Source organism: Ruegeria sp. HKCCA5491, assembly GCF_013034565.1.
In the GTDB taxonomy this organism is placed as follows: domain Bacteria; phylum Pseudomonadota; class Alphaproteobacteria; order Rhodobacterales; family Rhodobacteraceae; genus Ruegeria.
This window is the reverse complement of the sequence record NZ_WQGG01000003.1, coordinates 122,305-145,786: the sequence shown is the minus strand read 5'-3', so window position 1 is coordinate 145,786 and position 23,482 is coordinate 122,305. Positions and strand designations below refer to the sequence as shown.

Sequence of the window (23,482 nt, the reverse complement as noted above, 5' to 3'; positions counted from 1 at the left end):
CCGACGCACGTTGCGTCGCGAATGCTGCAACGCGGCGATTTTGTCCTTGAACTTTCCGACAAAAAATGCCCCATTCCGCGCAACTTTATTTCACAAGGGAGAGGCCAATGGACCCCCGTCAGCGCCCCTATCGTTCTGTTCTGTATATCCCCGGCTCGAAAGATCGGGCGCTGGACAAGGCGCGCACCTTGCCGGTCGACGCGATTATCTTTGATCTGGAAGATGCCGTCGCCGCCGACGAAAAAGACAACGCGCGGGAAACGCTCAAGGCCGCTTTGGCCGCGGGTGGATATGGCGCGCGGGTTAAGATTGTGCGGATCAACGGACTGGACACCGAATGGGGCCGCGCCGATGCCGAGGCCGTGCGGGACATGGACGCCGATGTGGTTCTGCTGCCCAAGGTGAACTCGGCCGCTGATGTGGACGCGCTGGCCGCGATCACTGGCGATATCCCGATCTGGGCGATGATGGAGACCCCGCGCGGAATGCTGAACGCCGCCGAGATCGCCGCGCATCCGCTGATGGCGGGCTTTGTTATGGGAACCAACGACCTGGCCAAGGAATTGCAGACCCGGTTCCGCCCCGACCGCCTGCCGCTGATGACGTCGCTGGGCCTGTGTCTGCTGGCCGCCAAGGCCGAGGGGCTGATCATCGTGGATGGCGTCTATAACGCTTTCAAGGATGACGAAGGTCTGGCCGCAGAATGCACGCAGGGCCGTGACATGGGCTTTGACGGCAAGACCCTGATCCACCCCGCTCAGGTCGAGATAACGAACGCGGCCTTCGCCCCGTCTGACGCCGAAATTGACCTGGCGCAACGTCAGATTGCCGCCTTTGAAGAGGTCGAAGCACAAGGGCAGGGCGTTGCTGTCGTGGATGGCAAGATCGTGGAAAACCTGCACGTTGCAACCGCCCGCGAAATTCTGGCAAAAGCAGAGGCGATTTCAGCTTTGCAAGCGGGGTAAGCCAGCATGGGCTTTGTTCTTCTGATCCTTGGTGTGGCGCTTTGGTGGGCCGCACATCTGTTCAAACGCGTCGCGCCCGCGCGGCGCGCGGCCATGGGCAATGGTGGTAAAGGCGCGGTAGCTCTGGCGCTGGTGGCGGCGATTTTGCTGATGATCTTCGGCTATCGCATGACCGATTTCATCTATGTCTGGGCACCGCCGACTTTCATGGTTCACATCAACAATCTGTTGGTGTTGATCGCCATCTTCATGATGAGCCCCGCTGGGAAAAAAGGCCGTCTGCTGAACAAGATGCGCCACCCGCAACTGGCAGGCTTCCGCGCTTGGGCATTTGCGCATTTGCTGGTCAATGGCGATCTAGCCTCGATCATCCTGTTTGGCGGGCTGTTCCTGTGGGCGTTGGTCGAGGTGGTTATGATCAACCGGGCCGAACCCGACTGGACCCCTGGTGAGCCCGGCACCTATGGCAAGGATGCGATGTTCTTTGTGGCCTCAATCGTGCTGCTGGGCGTGATCGGCTATATTCACGGGTTGGTTGGCCCGTCGCCGTTCGGATCATAAGGGGCTGAGGATGGCAAAACTTTATCGTCTGCTGACGGAAGAGGACACCTCGGCCTTTTGCCACAAAGTGTCCGACGCGCTGGCCAAAGGCTGGGAGCTGTATGGCGACCCGTCCTATGCCTTTGACGCAGCAAATAACGTGATGCGCTGCGCGCAGGCTGTGACCAAAGAGGTCGCGGCAGATTACTCCTCTGACATGAAACTGGGACAGCAATAATGGCAAAAACCAATCCGGGCCGCTTTTTCGAGGATTATTCCGTCGGGCAGGTGCTGCACCATGCGGTACCGCGCACCGTGACCGATGGCGAACGTGCTTTGTATCACGCGCTGTATCCGGCGCGCCATGCGCTGTATTCCTCGGATGAGTTCGCCCGGGCCTCGGGCCTGCCGCAAAGCCCGTTGGACGACATGGCGGCGTTTCACGTGGTGTTTGGCAAGACTGTGCCGGATGTCTCGCTGAACGCGGTGGCCAATCTGGGTTATGCCGAGGGGCGCTGGCTGAAGCCGGTCTATCCCGGTGACACGCTGCGGTCGGAATCCGAGGTAATCGGGGTTAAGCAGAACTCGAATGGCAAGACCGGGGTGGTTTACGTGCGCACCCGTGGTCTGAACCAGCGCCACGAGGCGGTCATGGAATATGTCCGCTGGGTGATGGTGCGCAAATCGGACCTGTCCACCCCAGCGCCCGAAGCGGTTGTGCCGCAACTGAAAAAGGCGCTGGAACCGGGCGATCTGGTCATCCCGCAGGGATTGGATTTCTCGAACTACGATTTCGCCCTAGCGGGTGAGGCGCATCGCTGGGGCGATTATGAGATCGGCGAAAAGATTGACCACGTGGATGGTGTGACCGTGGAAGAGGCCGAGCATATGCTGGCCACGCGTCTGTGGCAGAACACTGCCAAGGTGCATTTCGACCTGACCTTTCGACCCGAAGGGCGGTTGATCTATGGCGGACACGTGATCTCGATGGCGCGGACGCTGTCGTTCAACGGTTTAGCCAATGCACAGATGGTGGTTGGCCTGAACGGCGGTGCACATGCCAACCCGTGCTTCGCTGGCGATACGATCAAGGCGTGGTCCGAGGTTCTGGACAAGGCCGAGACAGATGTTCCCGGAGTTGGGGCGATCCGTTTGCGATTGGTGGCGACCAAAGGTGGGGAGCCTTTTGAGCTTAAGAACGAAGATGGTCGGTACATGCCAAACATCCTGCTTGATCTGGACTATTGGGCCCTGATGCCCGTCTGATCGGGCCGCCCACATTCATGTGATCGCAGCCTTTCCCAAACGTGCTAGGCTGCGGTCATGCTCGTGTTTCGCTCGATTGCTGTTTGTGTCTGCCTGACTCCGCCTGCTTTGGCTTGTGATCTGGCCTTGGCTTTGGCTGTGGACGTTTCGGGGTCTGTTGATTCCACCGAGTACCGTATCCAGATGGACGGCCTTGCGGCCGGGTTGCGCGACCCCATTGTGTCCGAGGCATTGGTGCGCGGTGACGCGCGCCTAATGCTGGTGCAGTGGACTGGCGCATCGCGTCAGAAAGTGACGATACCATGGACGCGAATTGACAGTTTCGAAACGCTGGACGCCTTTGCTGGACAAGTGGCATCGGACCCGCGTGTGTGGCGCAACTTCTCAACGGCGATAGGCGAAGCACTGGAAATGACCCTAACCAGTTTCAATACGGTTTCTGAATGCAAAAGGCACTTGATTGACATCTCGGGCGACGGAATTTCAAACGAAGGGGTTGAACCGACGGAAATTCATGGCGTTTTGCGCAGCCGGGGCGTGACTGTGAACGCGATTGCCATCGAGGAAACCGAACCGGACCTGACCGCATATTTCTTTGAGAATGTTATTGTTGGCGAAGGCGCATTCGTCGTTTCTGCCGCCGGTTTCGAAGATTACCCCGAACGAATTCGTAAGAAACTGCTGCGCGAAGTGACACAGCAAACCGCCGGGCTGGAATAGCTTTGGGTCAGATTCGGAGGTGAAGGCGCTAACATCTGAAAGCTGTGATTTCATTTGTGATCACGTCATTATTTTGTGTGATCACAATTTCAAAATATCCACCATTTTGCGCCAAATATGAGCTTTTTTGCAGTTGCAGCGCGTGACAGACTTGCAAAAAACAGTAAAACCTTCGGAAGCAACCGAAAAGGAGCCAATCCGACATGGCCGATGTAAATCGGGGCAATCGCCCTCTTTCACCACATCTTACGATTTATCGCCCGCAGTTGACCTCAGCGACCTCTATTCTGGTGCGGATCACCGGAATCGCAGCCTTGGCGATGTCATTCTTCGTTGTGTGGTGGCTGCTGGCAGCCGCAACGTCAGAGTCCGCGTTCAACTTTATTGATAGCTTGATGAGAAGCTGGTTGGGCGATCTGGTCATGTTTGGCGCGACCTGGGCGATTTTTTATCACATGCTCGGGCGGTTGCGCCACGTGATCTGGGATCTGGGGTATTGCGTGGACGTCAACATCTCGGAAAAGCTGGGGATCGGCATGTTGGTGCTGGCCACCGTTCTTTCGTTCATAACAGCGATTGCGGTCTAAGGGGGACACCATGAGTTATCTGACAGACCGTAAACGTGCGCAGGGCACAGGTGCAGGCCGGCAGGGGACACATCATCACTGGCAAATGATGGCCAGTTCGACGGCACTGGTTTTCCTTGTTCCACTATTTGTGTTCACTTTCGCGAACGGGCTGGGCGGAACCTACGAAGAGGTTCTTGCCTATTACAGCCGTCCGTTCCCGGCGATCATAACTGGGCTGACGCTGGTCGTCGTTATTATTCACCTGGTCCGCGAGGCACAGGTGGCGATTGAGGACTATGTGCACGGCGTCGCAGAAAAGCTGAGCCTGATGGCAGTTGCAGCTTTTGGATACACTTTGATTGCTGCGGGGCTTTTTGCCCTTGTGAAGCTGGCGCTTTAAGGCGCGGTAGGGATAAAAACAAATGACAGCTGCATACGAATACGAAACACACGACTATGACGTGGTTGTTGTCGGCGCCGGCGGCGCCGGTTTGCGCGCCACTCTGGGCATGGCCGAGCAGGGCCTGCGCACGGCTTGTGTCACCAAGGTTTTCCCGACCCGCTCGCACACGGTTGCGGCGCAGGGCGGTATTGCTGCGTCCCTGTCGAACATGGGACCAGACCATTGGCAGTGGCACATGTATGACACCGTCAAGGGCTCGGACTGGTTGGGTGACACCGACGCGATGGAATATTTGGCGCGTGAGGCACCAAAGGCGGTGTACGAACTGGAACATTACGGCGTTCCATTCAGCCGCACCGAAGAGGGCAAGATTTATCAGCGCCCGTTCGGTGGCCATACTACGGAATTCGGCGAAGGCCCCGCCGTGCAGCGGACCTGTGCCGCCGCAGACCGGACCGGTCACGCGATCCTGCACACGCTGTACGGTCAGTCGCTGAAGAACAATGCCGAGTTCTATATTGAGTATTTCGCCATCGACCTTGTGATGTCCGATGACGGGCAATGTCAGGGCGTCGTCTGCTGGAAGCTGGACGATGGCACGATGCATGTCTTCAACGCCAAGATGGTGGTGCTGGCAACTGGCGGCTATGGCCGCGCCTATTTCAGCGCAACATCGGCCCATACCTGCACCGGTGACGGTGGCGGTATGGTGGCACGTGCGGGCCTGGCCCTGCAGGATATGGAATTCGTGCAGTTCCACCCGACTGGCATCTACGGCTCGGGCTGTTTGATCACCGAAGGTGCACGGGGCGAAGGTGGTTATCTGACCAACTCAGAAGGCGAACGGTTCATGGAGCGTTACGCGCCCCAATACAAAGACCTTGCGCCACGCGATTATGTCAGCCGTTCGATGACGATGGAGATCCGCGAGGGTCGCGGCCATGGCGACAATGGCGATCACATTCACCTGAACCTCAGCCACCTTCCCGCCGAAGCGTTGGCTGAACGACTGCCGGGGATTTCGGAATCCGCGCGCGTCTTTGCCGGTGTTGATGTCACCAAAGAGCCGATCCCGGTTCTGCCGACCGTCCACTACAACATGGGCGGTATCCCGACGAACTATTGGGGCGAAGTTCTGAACCCGACCGCCGATGATCCGACCGCAGTTGTTCCGGGCCTGATGGCGGTGGGTGAGGCCGGATGTGCCTCGGTCCACGGTGCGAACCGTCTGGGGTCCAACTCGCTGATCGACCTCGTGGTGTTTGGTCGCGCGGCTGCGATCCGGGCGGGTAAGGTTGTCGATGCCGACGCGCCGAACCCGGTGCTGAACCAAGCTTCGGTCGATAAGGCATTTGACCGGTTTGATGCCGTTCGCAACGCTAGCGGGTCTATCCCAACGGCTGACCTGCGGCTTGAGATGCAGAAAACCATGCAGGCCGACGCAGCCGTGTTCCGGACCGCCAAGACAATGGCCGAAGGCGTCGAGAAGATGACGGCGATTGCCGCCAAGATGGATGACCTTAAAGTTACCGACCGCTCGTTGGTTTGGAACAGCGATCTGATGGAAACGCTGGAACTCACCAACCTGATGCCAAGCGCGCTTGCCACTATTGTTGGGGCCGAGGCGCGCAAGGAATCCCGCGGTGCCCACGCGCATGAGGACTTCACCGAGCGTGACGACGAAAACTGGCGCGTTCACACGGTCAGCCGGGTTGAAGGAAATAAGGTCGAACTCAGCTATCGCCCCGTTATCGTCGATCCTCTGACCACCGAGGATGAAGGCGGCATCAGCCTGAAGAAAATCGCGCCCAAGGCGCGGACGTTCTAAGGAGAGGAACTTATGGTACAACTGACCCTCCCCAAGAATTCCCGGATCACCACCGGTAAGACATGGCCAAAGCCCGAAGGCGCAACCAATGTGCGCAAGTTCCAGATTTACCGCTGGAACCCGGATGACGGACAGAACCCGCGTGTTGATACGTATTTCGTTGATATGGATAGCTGCGGCCCGATGGTTCTGGACGCGCTGATCAAGATCAAGAACGAGATTGATCCCACGCTGACCTTCCGCCGGTCCTGCCGCGAAGGGATTTGCGGGTCGTGCGCGATGAATATCGACGGGATCAACACGCTGGCCTGTATCTATGGCATGGATGAGATCAAGGGCGACGTGAAAATCTATCCGCTGCCGCATATGCCGGTTGTCAAGGACCTGATCCCCGATCTGACCCATTTCTATGCGCAACACGCGTCCATCATGCCGTGGCTGGAAACCAAGACCAACCGGCCCGCGAAAGAATGGAAGCAGTCCATCGAAGACCGCAAAAAGCTGGATGGTCTGTATGAGTGCGTGATGTGCGCAAGTTGCTCGACCTCATGCCCCAGCTACTGGTGGAACGGCGACCGTTACCTTGGCCCCGCAGCATTGCTGCATGCCTATCGCTGGATCATCGACAGCCGTGATGAGGCGACCGGTGAGCGTTTGGATGAGCTGGAAGATCCGTTCAAGCTGTACCGCTGCCACACGATCATGAACTGCGCCAAGACCTGCCCTAAAGGTCTGAACCCGGCCAAGGCGATTGCCGAGATCAAGAAGATGATGGTCGAACGCGCAGTTTAAGGTGCGCGCAAAATCAGTGCTTGCCGCATTGCGGCAAGCGCATGGCGAGGTTGCAAAACAATGCGATGCAGCCTTCCCTGCTCGGCACTATCTTGTGCGCAGGGAGGAGTGATTCAACTGTAAAAGGGATCGCTCCGATGCAGGATCAAAACCTAAAAACCAAAGCAGACGAAGCGCTTGAGGCGCTGGAACAGGCTTGGGCCTATTACACGCCGGAACCTGTTGCGTCTGACACCCATGAACCAGACTTGTTCGAATATGCGAACGCCGCTTGAACGCATTAAAGGAATGGGTAATGCATAAGCATGCCCATTCTATTGCTTTTGCTGGCCGCTGGCGTTTTTGCGTATTTCATCTGGCGGTCACGAACATCGTCTTTGACACGTGACTGCCGCTGGCGTCAGCACCGTAAGGAGGGTGTCTGGATTTGCGCCTATTGCGGGGCGCAACAGGTTGGGGCTGATAGCCCTAAAACCTGCCTAAGGAAGTAATCTCAAAAGGATACTCTGATCGTCCCGTCCTGTTTAGGCGGCATTTGGGAATGCCGCACGCAGAGCGATTTCAACCATGTCGCCAAAGCTGCTTTCCCGTTCGGATGCGGGCAGAGCCTCACCGGTTAGCAGGTGATCGGATACGGTCAGAACGGCCAGAGCCCGGCACTTGTGCCGTGCGGCCAGAATGTAAAGCTCGGCTGCTTCCATTTCGACGCCAAGAACTCCGTGACGGACCATCTGTTCGTTCAGGTCGGGCCGTTCATCATAGAACACGTCCGAGGAGTAGATTCCCCCGATGTGGGTCGGAGTGCCGCTGGCCTCGGCCGCTTGAGCTGCTGCTTGCAGCAGACCCCAATCCGCGCAAGGCGCAAAGTTGAGTTCCTTCATGATGCCACGCGACGGGGTGCTTAGTGTTGTCGAAGTCATTGCCAGAATGACATCGCGGACATTGACACTATCTTGCATTCCCCCACACGATCCGATCCGGATCAGCGTTTTTGCGCCAAAGTCGCGAATTAATTCGTTCGCGTAGATCGACAATGACGGCATTCCCATTCCGCTACCTTGAATGGAAACGGGGTTTCCTTTCCAGGTTCCGGTAAATCCCAGCATGCCGCGCACATTATTGACTTGTTTCGCGTCATCCAAAAATGTTTCCGCCGCCCATTTTGCCCGATAGGGATCACCCGGCAATAAAACAGTTTCTGCGATTTCGCCTTTTTCAGCGCCAATATGAATCGTCATTTGTTTTTTATTCCAATCAGATTTCCAGATCCGAGATACTTGCACCAGACTTAAGCGCGTCGTGTATCCATTGCGGCTTGCGTCCCCGACCAGACCAGGTTTGTGAGGGGTCTGCGGGGTTGCGGTACTTGGCCTTGGCCTTAAACCCTTTTCCCGACCCAGCGCCGTCTGCAGCCAATTCAGACAAAGAGAACCCGTATTGAGCAGCGGCCTGTTCAGCGGCTTTCAATGCTTCTTGCCGTTCCCGTATTTCCGCCTTTTTAAGCGCCTTTTCGATTTTATCACGCAGTTTAATTAGCTCCTTGCGCGACATAACCTCGAGATCAATTGTCATTATTATTCTCCATGCCATGCCCGAATGGGCAGCCTCCCTTAAGGCTCACTTTAAGTGCAGGCATGGGTTTTACCTATCCCCTTTACCAAAGGGAATAGGCATGCCGATAAAAGAAACGAGAGGGTCGGCTATTCTGCTGCCAAATTCTGCGGATCAGCCAGAGTGATAATGTCGCCCATTATCGTATTCAGCTCGAAATTCTTTGGCGTGTAGATTTTCGCGACGCCCATAGTTTTCAGTTTTGCTGCATCTTCATCAGGAATGATCCCGCCGACGACAACAGGGATATCCGTCAGACCAGCCTCTTGCAGTCGGGTCATGACGTCCTGAACTAACGGGATGTGGCTGCCAGACAAGATCGACAATCCAATGACGTGTGCCTTGTCTTCTGATGCAGCAGCCACGATTTCCTCGGGTGTCAGGCGAATACCTTCATAGCTGATATCCATGCCGCAATCGCGTGCCCGGAAGGCGATTTGTTCGGCCCCGTTGGAATGGCCGTCCAGCCCGGGTTTACCAACTAGGAACTTCAGGCGGCGCCCCAATTGATCACTAACCGCGTCAACGGCGGCACGCAGGTCGTCCAGCCCCTCGGTCTTGTTGGACACAGACCCTGAAACCCCTGTCGGGCCGCGATAGGTGCCGTAGACCTTGCGCATTTCTTCCGCCCACTCACCTGTGGTTACACCTGCTTTTGCTGCGGCAATCGACGGCTCCATGACGTTGGCGCCCGTCTGTGCCGCGTTGCGGAGTGCAGCCAGTGCCGCGGTTACTGCCGCCTCGTCACGTTGAGTGCGCCATTCGTTCAGGCGGTCGATCTGCTCCTGTTCGACCGCCGGATCGACAACCATGATGCCGCCATCCTCGGTCTGAAGGGGCGAAGCTTCGCCGTCAGTCCATTTGTTCACACCGACCACAACGGTTTCGTTCCGCTCAATCCGGTTCAGGCGTTCGGCGTTCGAATCGACGAGGCGGGACTTCATGTATTCGATCGACGCGACCGCGCCGCCCATCGAATCCAGGTTGGCCAGTTCGGCGCGCGCCCCTTCTTTCAACTCTTCGACCTTGGCATCCACGGCGGGATTGCCTTCGAACAGGTCGGCATATTCCAGTAGGTCGGTTTCATAGGCCAGAATCTGCTGCATCCGCATGGACCATTGCTGATCCCACGGGCGGGGCAGGCCCAATGCCTCGTTCCACGCAGGCAATTGCACGGCACGGGCACGGGCTTTCTTGGACAGGGTCACAGCCAGCATCTCGATCAGAATACGATAGACGTTGTTTTCAGGCTGCTGCTCCGTCAGACCCAAAGAGTTCACCTGCACGCCATACCGGAAGCGGCGGAACTTTGGATTTTCGACGCCGTAGCGGTCCTGCAGAATCTCATCCCACAGGTCAACAAAGGCGCGCATCTTACACATCTCGGTCACAAACCGGATGCCTGCGTTCACGAAGAACGAAATCCGACCACAGAGCGCCGGGAAATCCTCGGCCGGTACGCGCGGGCGCAATTCGTCCAGAACGGCGATTGCGGTTGCCAACGCATAGGCCAGCTCTTGTTCAGGTGTCGCGCCCGCTTCTTGCAGGTGATAGGAACACACATTCATCGGGTTCCATTTTGGCACATTGGAATAGCAATACTCGGCCACATCCGCGATCATCTTGAGCGAGGGCTTGGGCGGGCATACATAAGTGCCGCGGCTCAGGTATTCCTTGATCAGGTCGTTCTGAACGGTCCCTTGCAGTTTCGAGACATCCGCGCCCTGTTCTTCGGCGACTGCAATATACAGCGCCAGCAACCAAGGAGCGGTCGCGTTGATGGTCATCGAGGTGTTCATCTGTTCCAGCGGAATCTGGTCGAACAGAACCCGCATGTCGCCCAGATGGCTGATCGGCACACCCACCTTGCCAACCTCGCCGCGTGCCAGGGTATGGTCGCTGTCGTAACCGGTTTGCGTCGGCAGATCGAAGGCCACAGAAAGCCCGGTCTGACCCTTGGCAAGGTTCCCACGATACAGTGCGTTTGATGCCTTGGCGGTGGAATGACCGGCATAGGTTCGGATGAGCCAGGGGCGATCTTTCTGCGTCTGCGTCATAACGTGCCTCGTATCTCGGGTGGGTAAGAAAATTACGTCCATGGGTTCTAAAGCGCAATTTTCGGGATATGTCAATTCGCTGCGACGCGGCATTCTGGCTTGTTCTGATTGTAGGACGCAACGTTTGCTGGCAGGGTGCGCGCATGACTCAGACCGTTGAGCTTCCGCTTTGGCTTTTTTTGCTGATCCTGGTGTTTGCCGCGGTCACGTTGGCATCGCATTTCCTGTTCCCATCGGTGAGGTGGTTCTTTCGACGTCGACTGGAGCGCGCGGTCAAACGCCTGAACGAACGGCTTCAACGACCGATCCAACCGTTCAAGCTGGCTGAACGTCATGACATGATTCAGCGCCTGATCTACGATCCTCAGGTGGGGCAGGCGGTGCAGGATCATTCACGCGAAACAGGTGTCCCCGAGGCGGTCGCGTTCGAGCAGGCGCGAAAATATGCGCGTGAGATCGTGCCATCCTTTTCCGCAGTTGCCTATTTCAGCTTTGCGATCAGATTGGCGCGGATGCTGAGCAACGCATTCTATGATGTGCGCCTTAGCTATCAGGACGAAGAGGCCATCAAGAACATTGATCCAGACGCGACCGTTGTGTTCGTGATGAATCACCGAAGCAATATGGACTATGTTCTGGTGACCTACCTAGCGGCTCAGCACTCTGCACTGTCATATGCCGTCGGTGAGTGGGCGCGGGTCTGGCCTCTTAGCCGGTTGATTCGGGCGATGGGGGCTTATTTTATTCGGCGCAGATCGGGCAGTGAACTCTATCGTCAGGTGCTGGCCTGCTACGTGCGACATGCAACCGAAGCCGGGGTGACACAGGCCATGTTCCCAGAGGGGGGGCTAAGCCTGACCGGAGCATTGGGGCGTCCGAAGCTGGGGCTTTTGAAATATATTCTGGATGGCACCAGCCCAGACGGGCAAGACGTCGTCTTTGTTCCAGTGGCTCTGAATTATGACCGGGTGTTGGAGGATACGATCCTGACCAAAGCGGCCCTCGGAAGTGATCGGCGCTTTCGCGCCCGGATCGGGGTGATCACCGGTTGGATCATGAAACAGATTGGGCGAAAGCTGATCGGGCGATACACGCGATTTGGCTTGGCCTCGGTCCGGTATGGTCAGCCAATTTCTTTGCAGGACTTCCGATCAGATCACGACCGGGATGTCATGACAGATCTTGCCCGCGCCTTGATGGGCCAAATCCGCGACGCGATTCCTTTGGTTCCCTTGCCTGCCATCTGCAAACTGATTCAAGAACGCGGGGAATTGCTGGAAGATGACGTGCGTATCTTCGTGTCTGAACTCATGCGACGTGACGGAACTTTGGTAGGCCCCGAGGACACAGCAATCACACAGGCTTTGGATCAACTCGTGCAGCGGCGGATTCTGAAACAGGTGGACGGGAAAATATCTCAATCCGGCCAAAGGGTTGACCTGTTGAGCTATTACGCGGCGTCCGCGCCCATAGATGTCGAAGGCATGAATGCTGCGGAAGCAAAGTAAATTTCTGCATCTGCTGGGTCATAAAATTACAAAATAGGTGCAAATTCTATTGCAATGTTGCTCAATGCCCAATATCTCATCTGTTAATGCTGCGATTCTGCATCGCGGCGAAGGGTTGAAATAATAGGAGGCCAACATGGCTCTGGACACCGAAAGCGGTATCGCGTCCTACGACGCGCCGGAAAAAGACCTCTATGAGATGGGCGAAATCCCTCCGATGGGATTTGTTCCAAAGAAAATGTATGCATGGGCGATCCGCAAAGAACGCCATGGTGAGCCGGACACGGCAATGCAGCTTGAAGTGGTCGATGTTCCCAAGCTGGACAGCCACGAGGTGCTGGTTCTGGTTATGGCCGCCGGTGTGAACTATAACGGCGTCTGGGCGTCGCTGGGTAAGCCGATCAGCCCGTTTGACGGCCACGGCCAGCCTTTCCATATCGCGGGTTCCGATGCATCGGGCATCGTGTGGGCCGTCGGTGACAAGGTTAAGCGCTGGAAAGTGGGCGACGAGGTCGTGATCCACTGCAACCAGGATGATGGTGACGACGAAGCGTGTAACGGTGGTGATCCGATGTATTCGGACAGCCAGCGGATTTGGGGCTATGAGACGCCCGACGGATCGTTTGCTCAGTTCACCAACGTGCAGGCACAGCAGTTGATGCCGCGCCCCAAGCACCTGACCTGGGAAGAAAGCGCCTGTTACACGCTGACGTTGGCAACTGCTTACCGGATGCTGTTCGGACACGAGCCGCATGACCTGAAGCCCGGCCAGAACGTACTGGTCTGGGGTGCTTCGGGCGGTCTGGGGTCATATGCTATCCAGTTGATCAACACCGCTGGTGCAAACGCGATCGGTGTGATCTCGGACGAAAGTAAGCGTGACTTTGTGATGGGCCTTGGTGCCAAGGGCGTTCTGAACCGCAAGGATTTCAACTGCTGGGGTCAACTGCCCACGGTGAACACACCGGAATATGCCGAGTGGTTCAAAGAAGCCCGCAAATTCGGCAAGGCGATCTGGGACATCACCGGCAAGGGTGTGAACGTCGACATGGTCTTCGAACACCCCGGTGAAAGCACATTCCCGGTGTCGACCTTCGTGGTGAAAAAGGGCGGCATGGTTGTGATCTGCGCCGGGACCACCGGCTATAACCTGACCTTCGATGTGCGTTACATGTGGATGCACCAGAAGCGTCTGCAAGGTTCGCACTTTGCTCACCTGAAACAGGCGTCAGCCGCAAACCAGTTGATGGTCGAGCGTCGTCTGGATCCGTGCATGTCCGAAGTGTTCTCGTGGAATGAACTGCCCGAAGCGCACATGAAGATGATGCGGAACGAGCACAAGCCAGGCAACATGTCGGTTCTGGTTCAGGCGCCGCGGACAGGAATGCGTACACTGGAAGAGGTTCTGGACGCACGCAGCTAAACCGGCTGAATCCTAAATAGTTTCGCCCGCGAATCGATGTTTCGGTTCGCGGGCGTTTTCTATTTCATCCATATCTTTTTGTTTCAATAAGTTACCGAAGCGTTGCCCCCTATTTTGGGGGAGTAGAAACCGGTGAATAGGGCAAAAAACATCCCGCATGCTATAGTTGTGTTAACCTTTCGTTAACCCTTTCGGAGCGACCCTAGATGGCGAGAAATGAGTGGATACTGGACGTTCTGTCGGACCTCAACGCCTTTGCGGTTGAGAACGGTCTGACCGCGCTTGCCGAACAGTTGGATGACACCAAACTGATCGCCACAGCCGAGATTGCGTCCGCAAGCAACGAGGCACGGGCACCCGCGGATGGGAATACAACTCGATTTGAGTCAAGTTCTGGAGGACTTGGAAAACACCAGCACGCTTGACGAACTTGGCGATGTCGCCGTTCGGCTTCGCGACAGGCTGCAGATCGAACATATCATTTACCATTGGGTTGACGGGGCCGGTGATCAATACGGCTATACTACGTATCCTGATCGGTGGGCCGAAAGATACCGAGAGAAAAACTACCACCGAATTGACCCTGTGATTTTGGGGTGTTTCCAAAGATTCCATCCTGTTGACTGGAAGACATTGGATTGGTCGAGAAAGGTCGCAAAAAACTTCTATAAAGATGCACTGGAACATGGGGTAGGTAATCAGGGTTATTCAATCCCGATCCGTGTCCCGAACGGGCAATTCGCCCTGTTTACGGTAAATCACTCTTGTGAGGATGACACCTGGAAAAGCTTCATGGAAACCCATGGGCGCGAATTGATCCTGATTGCTCATTTTTTCAATCGCAAGGCGCTGGAGTTTGAAAGTGACAGGCAGCCGGACGCGACCCGCGGGCTGTCTCCAAGAGAAGTGGATGCCATGACATTGCTGGCGTTGGGCTATAACCGGGCGCAGGTGGCCCATTCCCTGTCAATCTCAGAGCATACGCTACGTGTTTACATCGAAAGCGCCCGTGCCAAGCTTGGGGCGCAGAACACCACCCACGCCATCGCCACCGCACTCAGCCGAGGATTAATAGTGGTTTAACGGTCGGGCGCTCCTCGAACGGGAAATTAACTACGACTTTGTACCCCCCTTCGTTCCTGCACAGGACGACAAGGGGAAAAAGTCATGTTGCGCTATTTGTTCGCAGATGAATTGCACAAGTTTCCGAAGCTGGCCGACGGAATGTTCCGCGATCGCGCGGATCAGTTCAAAACCCTGCTGGGCTGGGATGTTTACGTCAATGAAAACGGAGAGGAGCGGGATCAATACGATGATCTGAACCCGCTCTATGTCATCTGGGAGGAGGAGGACGGCAGCCATGGCGGGTCCATGCGGGTTCTGCCGACAACGGGCCGCGTCATGGTGAATGAGGTTTTCGGACATCTGACAGGGGGTGAGCCGATCAACAGCCCCGTGATCTGGGAGGTGACTCGCTTTTGCCTGTCTCGCACGGCTAGCCCTCATACCGCTGGGGCAATCATGTTGAGCGGGGGTGAAATCATGGAAGGGTTCGGCCTGACTCACATCGCGGGTGTTTTTGATGCGCGGATGATTCGGATCTATCGCCTTATCGGGTCATCGCCGAACGTTTTAGGCTCCGAAGGTAAAGGCCGTGACCAGATTTCCGTGGGGCTTTGGCCCTATTCGGCTGAAGACTGCTATCGGGTTGCAGAGCGCGCGGGTATCCCGCGGGAATTGTCTCGGCTGTGGTTCAAGACCGCGTTCGGGACCGGGCGGCAACACCGATTTTCCTTGTCAGCCTGAAGCACGCGAAAACGTAATTCCGTATCTGGTGATAGCTGGCGTGGCCCTGTAGGGTCGCGCCATGTCTTTGCCCCCCGTGACCTTCTCTGATGATCAGGCCGCCGCCTATGACAGCATTGCCGAGATGCTCAAATCCGCCGGAGTTGATCTGGATGACGACGCCCTGCTGAAGCTTCCGGGCAACGGGAAATCCGGTGTCATGGCGGTTATCGGTAAGGCGGGATCCGGGAAGACCCTTTTGCTGGCCGAGCTTTACAAGGCCCTTGCAGAAACGGGCGTTCAGGTTGTCTCGGGCGATTTCGAAAGCCGCAAGGCCCGCGAAAAGCGCAGCTTGGCCATCCTTGCGCCGACCAACAAGGCAGCAAGTGTGTTGCGCCTGCGCGGGGTGCCCGCGACAACGATCCATCGTATCCTTTATACGCCAGTATATGACCCGGAATACGAACGCATCGCCGAATGGCTGGCGGGCAACGATGAGCAGCCCGAGATCGAAGGGCTGACGGACGAAGCGCTGGACCGCGCGGCTGCGTTCTACCAGAACAACAAATCCATCCCCGGCGCTTTGGCAGCCGCGGGGTTGCGCGGGTCCGATTTCATAACGGGTTGGAAACGTCGGGATGAACCTCTTGATATCGGGTTCGTGGACGAGGCCTCGATGCTGGATGATCGCCAGTTCGAGGATTTGCAAGAGATTTTCCCAACGCTGTTGCTTTTTGGCGACCCCGCCCAGTTGGCCCCGGTCAATCAATCCGGCAGCATGGTGTTTGACGCATTGCCCGAGCCACGTAAGCAGATTTTGCACCGGGTACACAGACAGACTGCGGATAACCCTATTCTGGACCTCGCTCATGCGCTGGCAGACCCGCAGATGGGTTTCGAAGATTTCGAACGGCTGGTCGAACAGACCGCCCAAAAGGATGAGCGTGTAGTCTGGGGACAAAGAGTCGAAGTTGATCTGATGGCTCGCAGCCCCGTTCTCGTCTGGCGCAATGCGACGCGTATCCGTCTGATTCAGGCGTTCCGGCACGTCCACGGCGCCCCCGACACCGAGTTGTTGGAGGGTGAGCCGTTGATTTGCGATGGGATTGAGCTGCCCTTGAAACATCGCAAAAAGCGTCTGGACCTTGAGGCGCGCGGGCTGATCAAGGGTGCTCAGGTCATCTATCTGGGGCCGGGACGTAAACCGGGGTTTTCCCGGTTGCACGTCATGGGGGCCGAAGACCCGCAGGTCAGCGCTGCGTCGATTGTGAAAATTGAGATGCCGGATGAGGAAGAGCCCTTTATCCCCTATGCCGCGCGAATGGGCGCAACCTTTCTGCATGGGGCCGCCGTGACGATCCACAAGGCGCAGGGGTCGCAGTGGGACACGGTTCAGGTCTTTGCCCCGGACATTTATGCAGCCGCCCGGATGGGCCGGACAGAGGCCGGGCAGCCGTTGTGGAAGCGGTTGGCCTATGTGGCCATCACCCGCGCGCAAGAGAGGTTGATCTGGGTAGTGCGCAACCGCTTGGCCAAACCCACCCACCCGCTGCTGGTGGATGATCTGCGTGCGCATCCGGCGGCCTCGCTGACGTTGGAGGCAGAAGAAACATGAAGACGATCATAGTCACTGGGGCCAGCGCGGGCATTGGGCGCGCGACGGCCGAGCTTTTTCTGGATGAGGGATGGACCGTTGGGCTTTTGGCGCGCAGCGCGGACACTTTGGCGGCGATGTCCAGTGGCCGATCTAACGCTGTTCCCTTGCCGGCGGATGTGACAGAGCCCGAGGCGGTCTCGGGCGCGTTCAACAGCTTTCTGGACAAGGCCGGACGATTGGATGTGCTGTTCAACAACGCGGGAATTTTTGCACCCGGCGGCACGATTGACGAAATCGCGCTGGAGGATTGGTACCAAAGCGTTAACGTCAACCTGAATGGGATGTTCCTGTCAGCACGCGAAGCGTTTCGGATCATGCGGCACCAATCCCCGCAGGGTGGGCGGATCATCAATAACGGTTCGATTGCAGCGCATGTGCCGCGCCCGAACTCGGTCCACTATTCAGCGACGAAACATGCAATCACCGGTTTGACCCGTAGTCTGTCCTTGGATGGGCGCGACTTCGGGATTGCCTGCGGCCAGATTGATATCGGCAACGCGCGGACGCAGATGGTTCAGGGATTGGTCGACAATGCGATTGCGGCGGGTGAGCAGCCCGATCCAACCATGGCGGTTAAGGATGCGGCCCAGTCCGTGCTTCACATGGCGTCCTTGCCGGCTGAGGCCAATGTCCAGTTCATGACCGTGATGGCGACAACCATGCCCTATATCGGTCGCGGGTAGCCTTTAGTTCTCGCGCAGTAAACGGAAAGCGGTTGACGCGCCCCAGCCCGCAGCAATGGCTATTACCAGAGACATCAGCCCGTACCAAACCGGTTGCTGACGGGACATGTTGTAAAGGAACCGCTCCAGACCGACTTTGCGAACGTCGATCGTGGTTTCGAACTGTGAAATCACGCTGCCGTCCCGGGTAAGGAAAATGCGCGCGGTATAGTCGCCTTCGGTCAAGTCGGCGGGCATGGCGATCGAGGTTCGAAACAGGGTTTGTTCGTCCACGGCCACTGTATCTTCACGGATCGAGTAAAGCCCTTCATCTTCGCGAATGCGGACGACGGCATCGGCAAAGTCCTGTGCGCTTCGGATATGCATCGCTGCACCAACGGAACGGATGGCGCGTTCAATTGAAATTCTGTACCGCAGATCCTCGGTATCCGACAGAATGTCATCCAGCGGTGAACTGGTCGCAACGGCATAAAAGCTGGGCGCAAGGTCCACCAGGACGCTGTCGGTATTTACCCAAATCCCCAGCTTGCGTTCCTTGCGTCTAACCATGACAGGGCTCGAGGGGCCAGCAACGGCCACAATGACCTCCAGCGGTGGGCCCGAGGGGATGGGAGTTTCACGCTTGACCGCGCCAAAGATCAGGATTTCAGAACCATCGAATGTGGCAGTGATGGCCACGCGGTCATGACTAAGGCCAAGCACGACCTGCTCATCCTCGGCAAGGGCAGGGGTGACGCATAACGCAAAAAGCAGGATCAAGCGTTTCAGCATGATCAGTGCCCCCCTTCCGTGCCAAGCGAGTAAAGCTCGGAGGGTTCGATCAGCAAGTCCAGGGCCAGTTTGCCGCAAACAACCAAAACCAACGCCGCCAGAAGTACGCGCAACTGTTCCGCGGGCATCCGTGATCCGATCACTGTTCCGATCTGCGCGCCGACAACCCCGCCGACCAAAAGCAGGACGGCCAGTACGATATCCACCGTATAGTTGGTGGTCGCATGTAGCATTGTGGTAAAGCCAGTCACAAAGATGATCTGGAATAGCGAAGTTCCGACAACGACCTTTGTGGGCATCCCCAGCAGATAGATCATTGCAGGAACCATGATAAATCCGCCGCCAACTCCCATGATCGCGGACAGAACGCCGACGCAAAGGCCGACCAGCATAGGCGGGATGACCGAGATATACAGGCCCGAGGTGCGGAAACGCATCTTGAACGGCATCGCGTGAACCCAGCCGCGCTGCCGCCGGGGGGCAGGGGCACCGCCGCCCTTCTTTGATTTGCGCAATGCGTTCAGGCTCTCGACGAACATCAGGCTGCCCACGACCCCAAGAAAGACGACATAGCACAGCGTTACCAGCAGATCGACCTGGCCCAGACTTTTGAGATAGTTAAAGACGACTACCCCAAGCGCCGCACCGATCAACCCCCCTGTCAGAAGGACCGTGCCCATTTTGAAGTCGACAGTTCGTCGTCGGAAATGCGCCAGAACGCCGGAAAACGAAGAGGCGACGATCTGGTTGGCTTCGGTCGCCACGGCCACGGCCGGGGGAATACCGATAAAAAACAACAGCGGCGTCATTAGAAAGCCGCCGCCGACACCAAACATGCCCGACAGGATGCCAACCATCCCGCCCAGCCCCAGCAACAGAAAGGCGTTCACAGAGACTTCGGCGATTGGTAGATAAATCTGCATGACTATTTAACGGTTGAGGCTGGATGCATCGCACGCTGCGATACGGTCCGGCAAAAAGTGACGTGGTTGCGCATTAGCGCGTTCGGAGGCAGTGAAAAAGCTTGGCGACCCGGCTGTGATCCGTCCGATCAAAACACCCGGGTTGAGCAAAGGGAATTGAGATGCCGCCGCTTCCCAATTGTGTTCCAGTGCGCCCGGATCCCCGGTGGGTCTTTGTTCGAGGTCGGATATCACAGGAAACACGCGCATACCTCTTTAGAACCTTTGCGGCATGCAAAATCAACTCTGCATGCCGCTCTGCAGCGAACAGGACTGAAACATGTCCATATCTGGACTTATCAGCGCTCTTTCACATAAGGCTCGCCACCTGCGCGCGGTGGGATTGCTTTGCCCACAAACCCGGCCAGAATGACTACGGTCAGGATATAGGGCAGGGCGTCCATGACCTGAACCGGAATGACAACACCGCCAAGGTCGATATTCTGGAACCGCAACGCCACGGCCTGCAGCAGGCCGAACAACAGGCAGGCCCACATCGCGTGCCACGGGCGCCATTTTGCAAAGATCAACGCAGCCAGTGCGATAAAGCCGCGCCCGGCTGTCATCTCTTTGACGAACCCGGCCTGTAGGGCGGTGGCCAGATACGCTCCGGCAATACCACACAAAACGCCGCAGATCGCGACGGCTGCGAACCGAAGGCCAACAACGGAAACGCCGGCCGTATCCACCGCTGCAGGATTTTCACCCACAGCGCGCAGGCGCAGGCCAAAGCGGGTGCGATACAGAATCCACCATGTCGCAGGAACCAACAGGAACGCCACGTAGACAAGAATGGAGTGCCCCGACAGCAATTCGGAATAGATAGGTCCGATAATGGGAACGCCGCTCAGGGCGTCTGCGAAGGGGAAATTGATCGGCTCAAAACGGCCGCCGCCAAACAGCGACGGGGTGCGGCCGCCCTGCTGAAACCAGCTTTGAGCGATTAGGACAGTCAGCCCCGACGCCAGAAAGTTGATGGCGACCCCCGAAATAAGCTGATTGCCCCGGAACGTGATAGATGCCACGCCGTGCAGCGCCGACAGGATCAGCGAAGCCCCGATACCTGCCAGAAGGCCCAGCCAGACCGAACCGGTCACAGCAGCCACCGCAGCCGAGAAGAAGGCCGCCATCAGCATCTTGCCTTCCAGACCGATGTCAAAAATACCCGCCCGCTCTGAATAAAGCCCTGCCAGACATGCCAGCAGCAAGGGAGTCGCCAGACGGATGGTGGAATCAAGGACCTGGATGAGCGTTACAAAGAACTCCATCACTGTGCTCCTTTCCGCAGGCTGAGGAACAGCTTTTCAAGCGGCACCCGAACCATGTTGTCCAGTGCTCCGGTGAACAGGATCACAAGGGCCTGAATGACCACAATCAGCTCACGCGGGATCGAGGTCCACAACGCCAGTTCCGCGCCGCCCTGATACAGAAAGCCGAACAGGAGCGCGGCAAGGAACACGCCAAACGGATGAGATCGACCCATCAGAGCCACAGCGATCCCGATGAAGCCTGCGCCCTCGGTCGAGTTCAGAACCAGCCGTTCAGCCTCGCCCATTACGTTGTTGATGGCCATCATGCCGGCCAGCGCGCCCGAAATCAGCATCGCGATGATGGTGATACGCACGGGTGAAATCCCGGCATAAACAGCACCGGTTTCGGAATGGCCGTAGGCGCGGATTTCGTATCCCAGCCGAGTGCGCCAGATCAGCGCCCAGACCACGACACAGGCCAGCAAAGCCACAAAGAACGAGATATTCGCAGGCGCGCCGCGGAACAGGGCATTCTCGGCGGTCGAGAACATCGACTGGAACGTCGGAAGATGCACAGTTTCGGGGAAGCGTGCCGTCGCGGGGTCTTGCGAGCCCTGCGGACGCATCACGTTGACCAGCATATAGTTCAGAAACGCAGCGGCTATGAAATTGAACATGATCGTGGTGATCACGATATGGCTGCCACGCTTTGCCTGCAGATAGGCCGGAATTGCAGCCCACATCGCGCCAAACAGCGCCGAGCCGACACATGCGGCCAGCAACGCGATGCTCCAATGTGGCCAGTCAATATACAGACAGACCATGGCAACACCCAGCCCGCCCAACATGGCCTGTCCTTCGCCGCCGATATTGAACATCCGGGCGTGAAAGGCGACAGCCACCGCCAACCCGGTGAACATGAAGTTGGTCGCGTAATACAGGGTGTAGCCCCAGCCATAGGTGGACCCCAGCGCGCCGGTGACCATCAGGTTTACAGCCTCGAGAGGGTTTTCTCCGATGGCGAGGATGACCAGCGCCGACAGGATTGCGGCCAATATCAGACTGATCAGCGGGATCAGGATGACGTCGGCCCATTTGGGCATTTTATCCATATTACGCGGCCTCTCCCGCAACACCGGCCATCAGCAGGCCCAGTTCTTTTTCGTCCGTTTCATGGGGCAGACGCTCACCCATGATATGTCCGTCGAACATCACAGCGATCCGGTCGGACAGCGAGAATATCTCTTCCAGTTCGACAGAAACCAGCAGGATTGCTTTTCCTTGATCACGCAGGGCGACAATCTGTTTGTGAATGAACTCGATCGCGCCGATATCCACGCCGCGCGTGGGCTGACCGACCAGCAACAGGTCGGGGTTGCGCTCGATTTCGCGTGCCACGACGATCTTTTGCTGGTTACCACCCGAAAAATTCTTGGCGGCCAGCCACCCATCTGGCGGCCGGACGTCAAATTTTTCGATCTTACGCTCGGTGTCTGCGCGCAGGGCGGCGTTATCCATGAAGATGCCGCGCTTATACGCCGGGTCCCGGTGATAGCCGAACGCCACGTTTTCCCACGCGTGGAAGTCCATGATCAGACCTTCGCGCTGACGGTCCTCGGGCACATGGGCGATGTGTTGGGCGCGCCGGGCCTGCCCGTCCGATCCAGCACCACTCAGCGCCAGAGGAGAGCCATTCAGCTTGATCGAACCAAGGCCGGGGCGCATTCCGCCCAATACCTCCAGCAACTCGGACTGGCCATTTCCGGCGACACCCGCGATGCCCACGATCTCGCCTGCGCGTACGGTCAGGTCAATGCCCTTGACGCGTTCGACACCGGCCTCATCGACGACCCGCAGGTTTTCGATTTCCAGAATGGGTTTGCCCGGTTGAGCGGGCACCTTGTCGACCTGCAACAGGACCTTGCGGCCCACCATCAGCTCGGCCAGTTCCTGTGGGTTGGTCTCGGCCGTTTTGACGGTTGCCGTCATCTGGCCGCGCCGCATCACGGAAACGGTGTCTGTGGCCTCCATAATCTCGCGCAGCTTGTGGGTGATCAGGATAATGGTTTTACCCTCGGCACGCAGGCGGTCCAGAATGCGGAACAATTGATCCGCTTCGGCCGGCGTCAACACACCCGTAGGCTCATCCAGGATCAGAATTTCAGCCCGACGATACAGCGCCTTAAGGATTTCCACACGCTGCTGCATCCCCACACCGATCTCGTCGATGCGTTTGTCAGGGTCCACGAATAGTTCATACTCTTCTTCAAGCGCTTTCAGTTCCTTACGCGCCTTTGACAGCGACGGGGCCAACAGCCCGCCGTCTTCGGCGCCCAGAACGATGTTTTCCAGAACGGTGAAGTTTTCCACCAGCTTGAAATGCTGGAACACCATCCCGATGCCGGCTGCGATCGCTGCCTGACTGTCTGGGATGTCGGTTTTGGTACCGTTGATCCAGATCTCGCCCTTATCGGCTTTGTAAAAGCCGTAGAGGATGCTCATCAGCGTGGATTTGCCCGCACCGTTTTCACCGATGATCCCATGGATCGTACCGGGGGCAACGCTGATCGAGATGTCTTTATTGGCCTGAACCGGCCCAAAGGCTTTGGAAATCCCTTTGAGCTCAATGGCGGGGACGGTCATGTCTTGTCCTTGGGTTGCCGAACGACCGCGATGCACAACGCGGCAAAAT

The 23,482-nt window shown here is 57.3% G+C and carries 25 protein-coding genes; 17 read left to right on the top strand and 8 right to left on the bottom strand.

Translation table 11 applies throughout. The features are described from left to right. The first annotated feature begins 107 nt into the window (after positions 1-107). From GOV88_RS06325 to GOV88_RS06280, 10 genes are all read left to right on the top strand, one after another. Positions 108-965 carry a CoA ester lyase gene (locus GOV88_RS06325; RefSeq protein ID WP_171122573.1) on the top strand — a complete coding sequence of 286 codons (858 nt, stop codon included), beginning with the start codon at positions 108-110 and terminating at the stop codon, positions 963-965. Positions 966-971: 6 nt separating this feature from the next. After that, a complete protein-coding gene (locus GOV88_RS06320) occupies positions 972-1,526 on the top strand; it encodes an NnrU family protein (RefSeq protein ID WP_171239883.1) in 555 nt (184 codons plus the stop codon). A 10-nt stretch (positions 1,527-1,536) separates the two neighbouring features. Next, positions 1,537-1,743: a DUF1737 domain-containing protein gene (locus GOV88_RS06315; RefSeq protein ID WP_171122569.1), complete on the top strand. Its 207-nt coding sequence runs from the start codon at positions 1,537-1,539 to the stop codon at positions 1,741-1,743. Next, entirely contained in the window at positions 1,743-2,771 is a 1,029-nt protein-coding gene (locus GOV88_RS06310; protein WP_171239882.1) for a MaoC family dehydratase, read from the top strand. The genes GOV88_RS06315 and GOV88_RS06310 overlap by 1 nt, the downstream gene beginning before the upstream one ends. A gap of 57 nt (positions 2,772-2,828) precedes the next feature. Then, the gene (locus tag GOV88_RS06305; RefSeq protein WP_171239881.1) at positions 2,829-3,491 is read left to right on the top strand and encodes a DUF1194 domain-containing protein; all 663 of its coding nucleotides are present in this window, start codon (positions 2,829-2,831) and stop codon (positions 3,489-3,491) included. 203 nt (positions 3,492-3,694) lie between these two features. Continuing rightward, on the top strand, positions 3,695-4,078 hold the full coding sequence (sdhC, locus tag GOV88_RS06300) for a succinate dehydrogenase, cytochrome b556 subunit (protein WP_171122562.1): 384 nt from the start codon (positions 3,695-3,697) through the stop codon (positions 4,076-4,078). A 10-nt stretch (positions 4,079-4,088) separates the two neighbouring features. Further along, positions 4,089-4,460, top strand: coding sequence for a succinate dehydrogenase, hydrophobic membrane anchor protein (sdhD, locus tag GOV88_RS06295; protein ID WP_171122560.1), 372 nt, complete (start codon positions 4,089-4,091; stop codon positions 4,458-4,460). Between the two features lie 22 nt (positions 4,461-4,482). After that, positions 4,483-6,291: a succinate dehydrogenase flavoprotein subunit gene (gene sdhA / locus GOV88_RS06290; protein WP_171122558.1), complete on the top strand. Its 1,809-nt coding sequence runs from the start codon at positions 4,483-4,485 to the stop codon at positions 6,289-6,291. Between the two features lie 12 nt (positions 6,292-6,303). Continuing rightward, positions 6,304-7,083 (top strand): succinate dehydrogenase iron-sulfur subunit, encoded by a 780-nt coding sequence (locus GOV88_RS06285; protein WP_170414955.1) that lies wholly within the window; start codon positions 6,304-6,306, stop codon positions 7,081-7,083. A 137-nt stretch (positions 7,084-7,220) separates the two neighbouring features. Further along, the gene (locus GOV88_RS06280) at positions 7,221-7,358 is read left to right on the top strand and encodes a hypothetical protein (protein ID WP_171239880.1); all 138 of its coding nucleotides are present in this window, start codon (positions 7,221-7,223) and stop codon (positions 7,356-7,358) included. Positions 7,359-7,607: 249 nt separating this feature from the next. On the opposite strand, the gene deoD is transcribed toward GOV88_RS06280, so the two are convergent. The 3 genes from deoD to GOV88_RS06265 all read right to left on the bottom strand — a co-directional run bounded on the left by deoD (position 7,608) and on the right by GOV88_RS06265 (position 10,751). After that, positions 7,608-8,321, bottom strand: coding sequence for a purine-nucleoside phosphorylase (gene deoD / locus GOV88_RS06275; protein WP_171239879.1), 714 nt, complete (start codon positions 8,319-8,321; stop codon positions 7,608-7,610). Between the two features lie 16 nt (positions 8,322-8,337). Next, on the bottom strand, positions 8,338-8,655 hold the full coding sequence (locus tag GOV88_RS06270; RefSeq protein ID WP_171122552.1) for an H-NS family nucleoid-associated regulatory protein: 318 nt from the start codon (positions 8,653-8,655) through the stop codon (positions 8,338-8,340). Between the two features lie 128 nt (positions 8,656-8,783). Beyond that, positions 8,784-10,751, bottom strand: coding sequence for a protein meaA (locus tag GOV88_RS06265; RefSeq protein ID WP_171239878.1), 1,968 nt, complete (start codon positions 10,749-10,751; stop codon positions 8,784-8,786). A 143-nt stretch (positions 10,752-10,894) separates the two neighbouring features. Here GOV88_RS06265 and GOV88_RS06260 point away from each other — a divergent pair, with 143 nt between their 5' ends. From GOV88_RS06260 to GOV88_RS06230, 7 genes are all read left to right on the top strand, one after another. Next, positions 10,895-12,259: a 1-acyl-sn-glycerol-3-phosphate acyltransferase gene (locus GOV88_RS06260; RefSeq protein ID WP_171239877.1), complete on the top strand. Its 1,365-nt coding sequence runs from the start codon at positions 10,895-10,897 to the stop codon at positions 12,257-12,259. A gap of 136 nt (positions 12,260-12,395) precedes the next feature. Next, the gene (gene ccrA / locus GOV88_RS06255; RefSeq protein ID WP_171122546.1) at positions 12,396-13,682 is read left to right on the top strand and encodes a crotonyl-CoA carboxylase/reductase; all 1,287 of its coding nucleotides are present in this window, start codon (positions 12,396-12,398) and stop codon (positions 13,680-13,682) included. 206 nt (positions 13,683-13,888) lie between these two features. Next, positions 13,889-14,107 (top strand): hypothetical protein, encoded by a 219-nt coding sequence (locus GOV88_RS06250; protein WP_171239795.1) that lies wholly within the window; start codon positions 13,889-13,891, stop codon positions 14,105-14,107. Beyond that, on the top strand, positions 14,046-14,765 hold the full coding sequence (locus GOV88_RS06245) for a LuxR family transcriptional regulator (RefSeq protein WP_171239876.1): 720 nt from the start codon (positions 14,046-14,048) through the stop codon (positions 14,763-14,765). Before GOV88_RS06250 ends, GOV88_RS06245 begins: the two co-directional genes overlap by 62 nt. 84 nt (positions 14,766-14,849) lie before the next feature. Next, on the top strand, positions 14,850-15,488 hold the full coding sequence (locus GOV88_RS06240; protein ID WP_171239875.1) for an acyl-homoserine-lactone synthase: 639 nt from the start codon (positions 14,850-14,852) through the stop codon (positions 15,486-15,488). A gap of 61 nt (positions 15,489-15,549) precedes the next feature. Next, positions 15,550-17,082 carry an ATP-dependent RecD-like DNA helicase gene (locus GOV88_RS06235; RefSeq protein ID WP_171124454.1) on the top strand — a complete coding sequence of 511 codons (1,533 nt, stop codon included), beginning with the start codon at positions 15,550-15,552 and terminating at the stop codon, positions 17,080-17,082. Then, positions 17,079-17,807, top strand: coding sequence for an SDR family oxidoreductase (locus GOV88_RS06230; protein WP_171239874.1), 729 nt, complete (start codon positions 17,079-17,081; stop codon positions 17,805-17,807). Before GOV88_RS06235 ends, GOV88_RS06230 begins: the two co-directional genes overlap by 4 nt. Before the next feature lie 3 nt (positions 17,808-17,810). Here GOV88_RS06230 and GOV88_RS06225 read toward each other — a convergent pair whose 3' ends face one another. From GOV88_RS06225 to GOV88_RS06205, 5 genes are all read right to left on the bottom strand, one after another. Beyond that, the gene (locus tag GOV88_RS06225) at positions 17,811-18,578 is read right to left on the bottom strand and encodes a TIGR02186 family protein (RefSeq protein ID WP_171122536.1); all 768 of its coding nucleotides are present in this window, start codon (positions 18,576-18,578) and stop codon (positions 17,811-17,813) included. 2 nt (positions 18,579-18,580) lie between these two features. Next, entirely contained in the window at positions 18,581-19,501 is a 921-nt protein-coding gene (locus tag GOV88_RS06220) for a sulfite exporter TauE/SafE family protein (protein ID WP_171124458.1), read from the bottom strand. Positions 19,502-19,839: 338 nt separating this feature from the next. Continuing rightward, positions 19,840-20,808 (bottom strand): ABC transporter permease, encoded by a 969-nt coding sequence (locus tag GOV88_RS06215; protein ID WP_171122533.1) that lies wholly within the window; start codon positions 20,806-20,808, stop codon positions 19,840-19,842. Further along, complete coding sequence (locus GOV88_RS06210; RefSeq protein WP_171239873.1) at positions 20,808-21,902, bottom strand: ABC transporter permease; 1,095 nt, start codon at positions 21,900-21,902, stop codon at positions 20,808-20,810. Before GOV88_RS06210 ends, GOV88_RS06215 begins: the two co-directional genes overlap by 1 nt. 1 nt (position 21,903) lies before the next feature. Continuing rightward, entirely contained in the window at positions 21,904-23,433 is a 1,530-nt protein-coding gene (locus GOV88_RS06205; protein ID WP_171211780.1) for an ABC transporter ATP-binding protein, read from the bottom strand. Between the last annotated feature and the right edge of the window lie 49 nt (positions 23,434-23,482).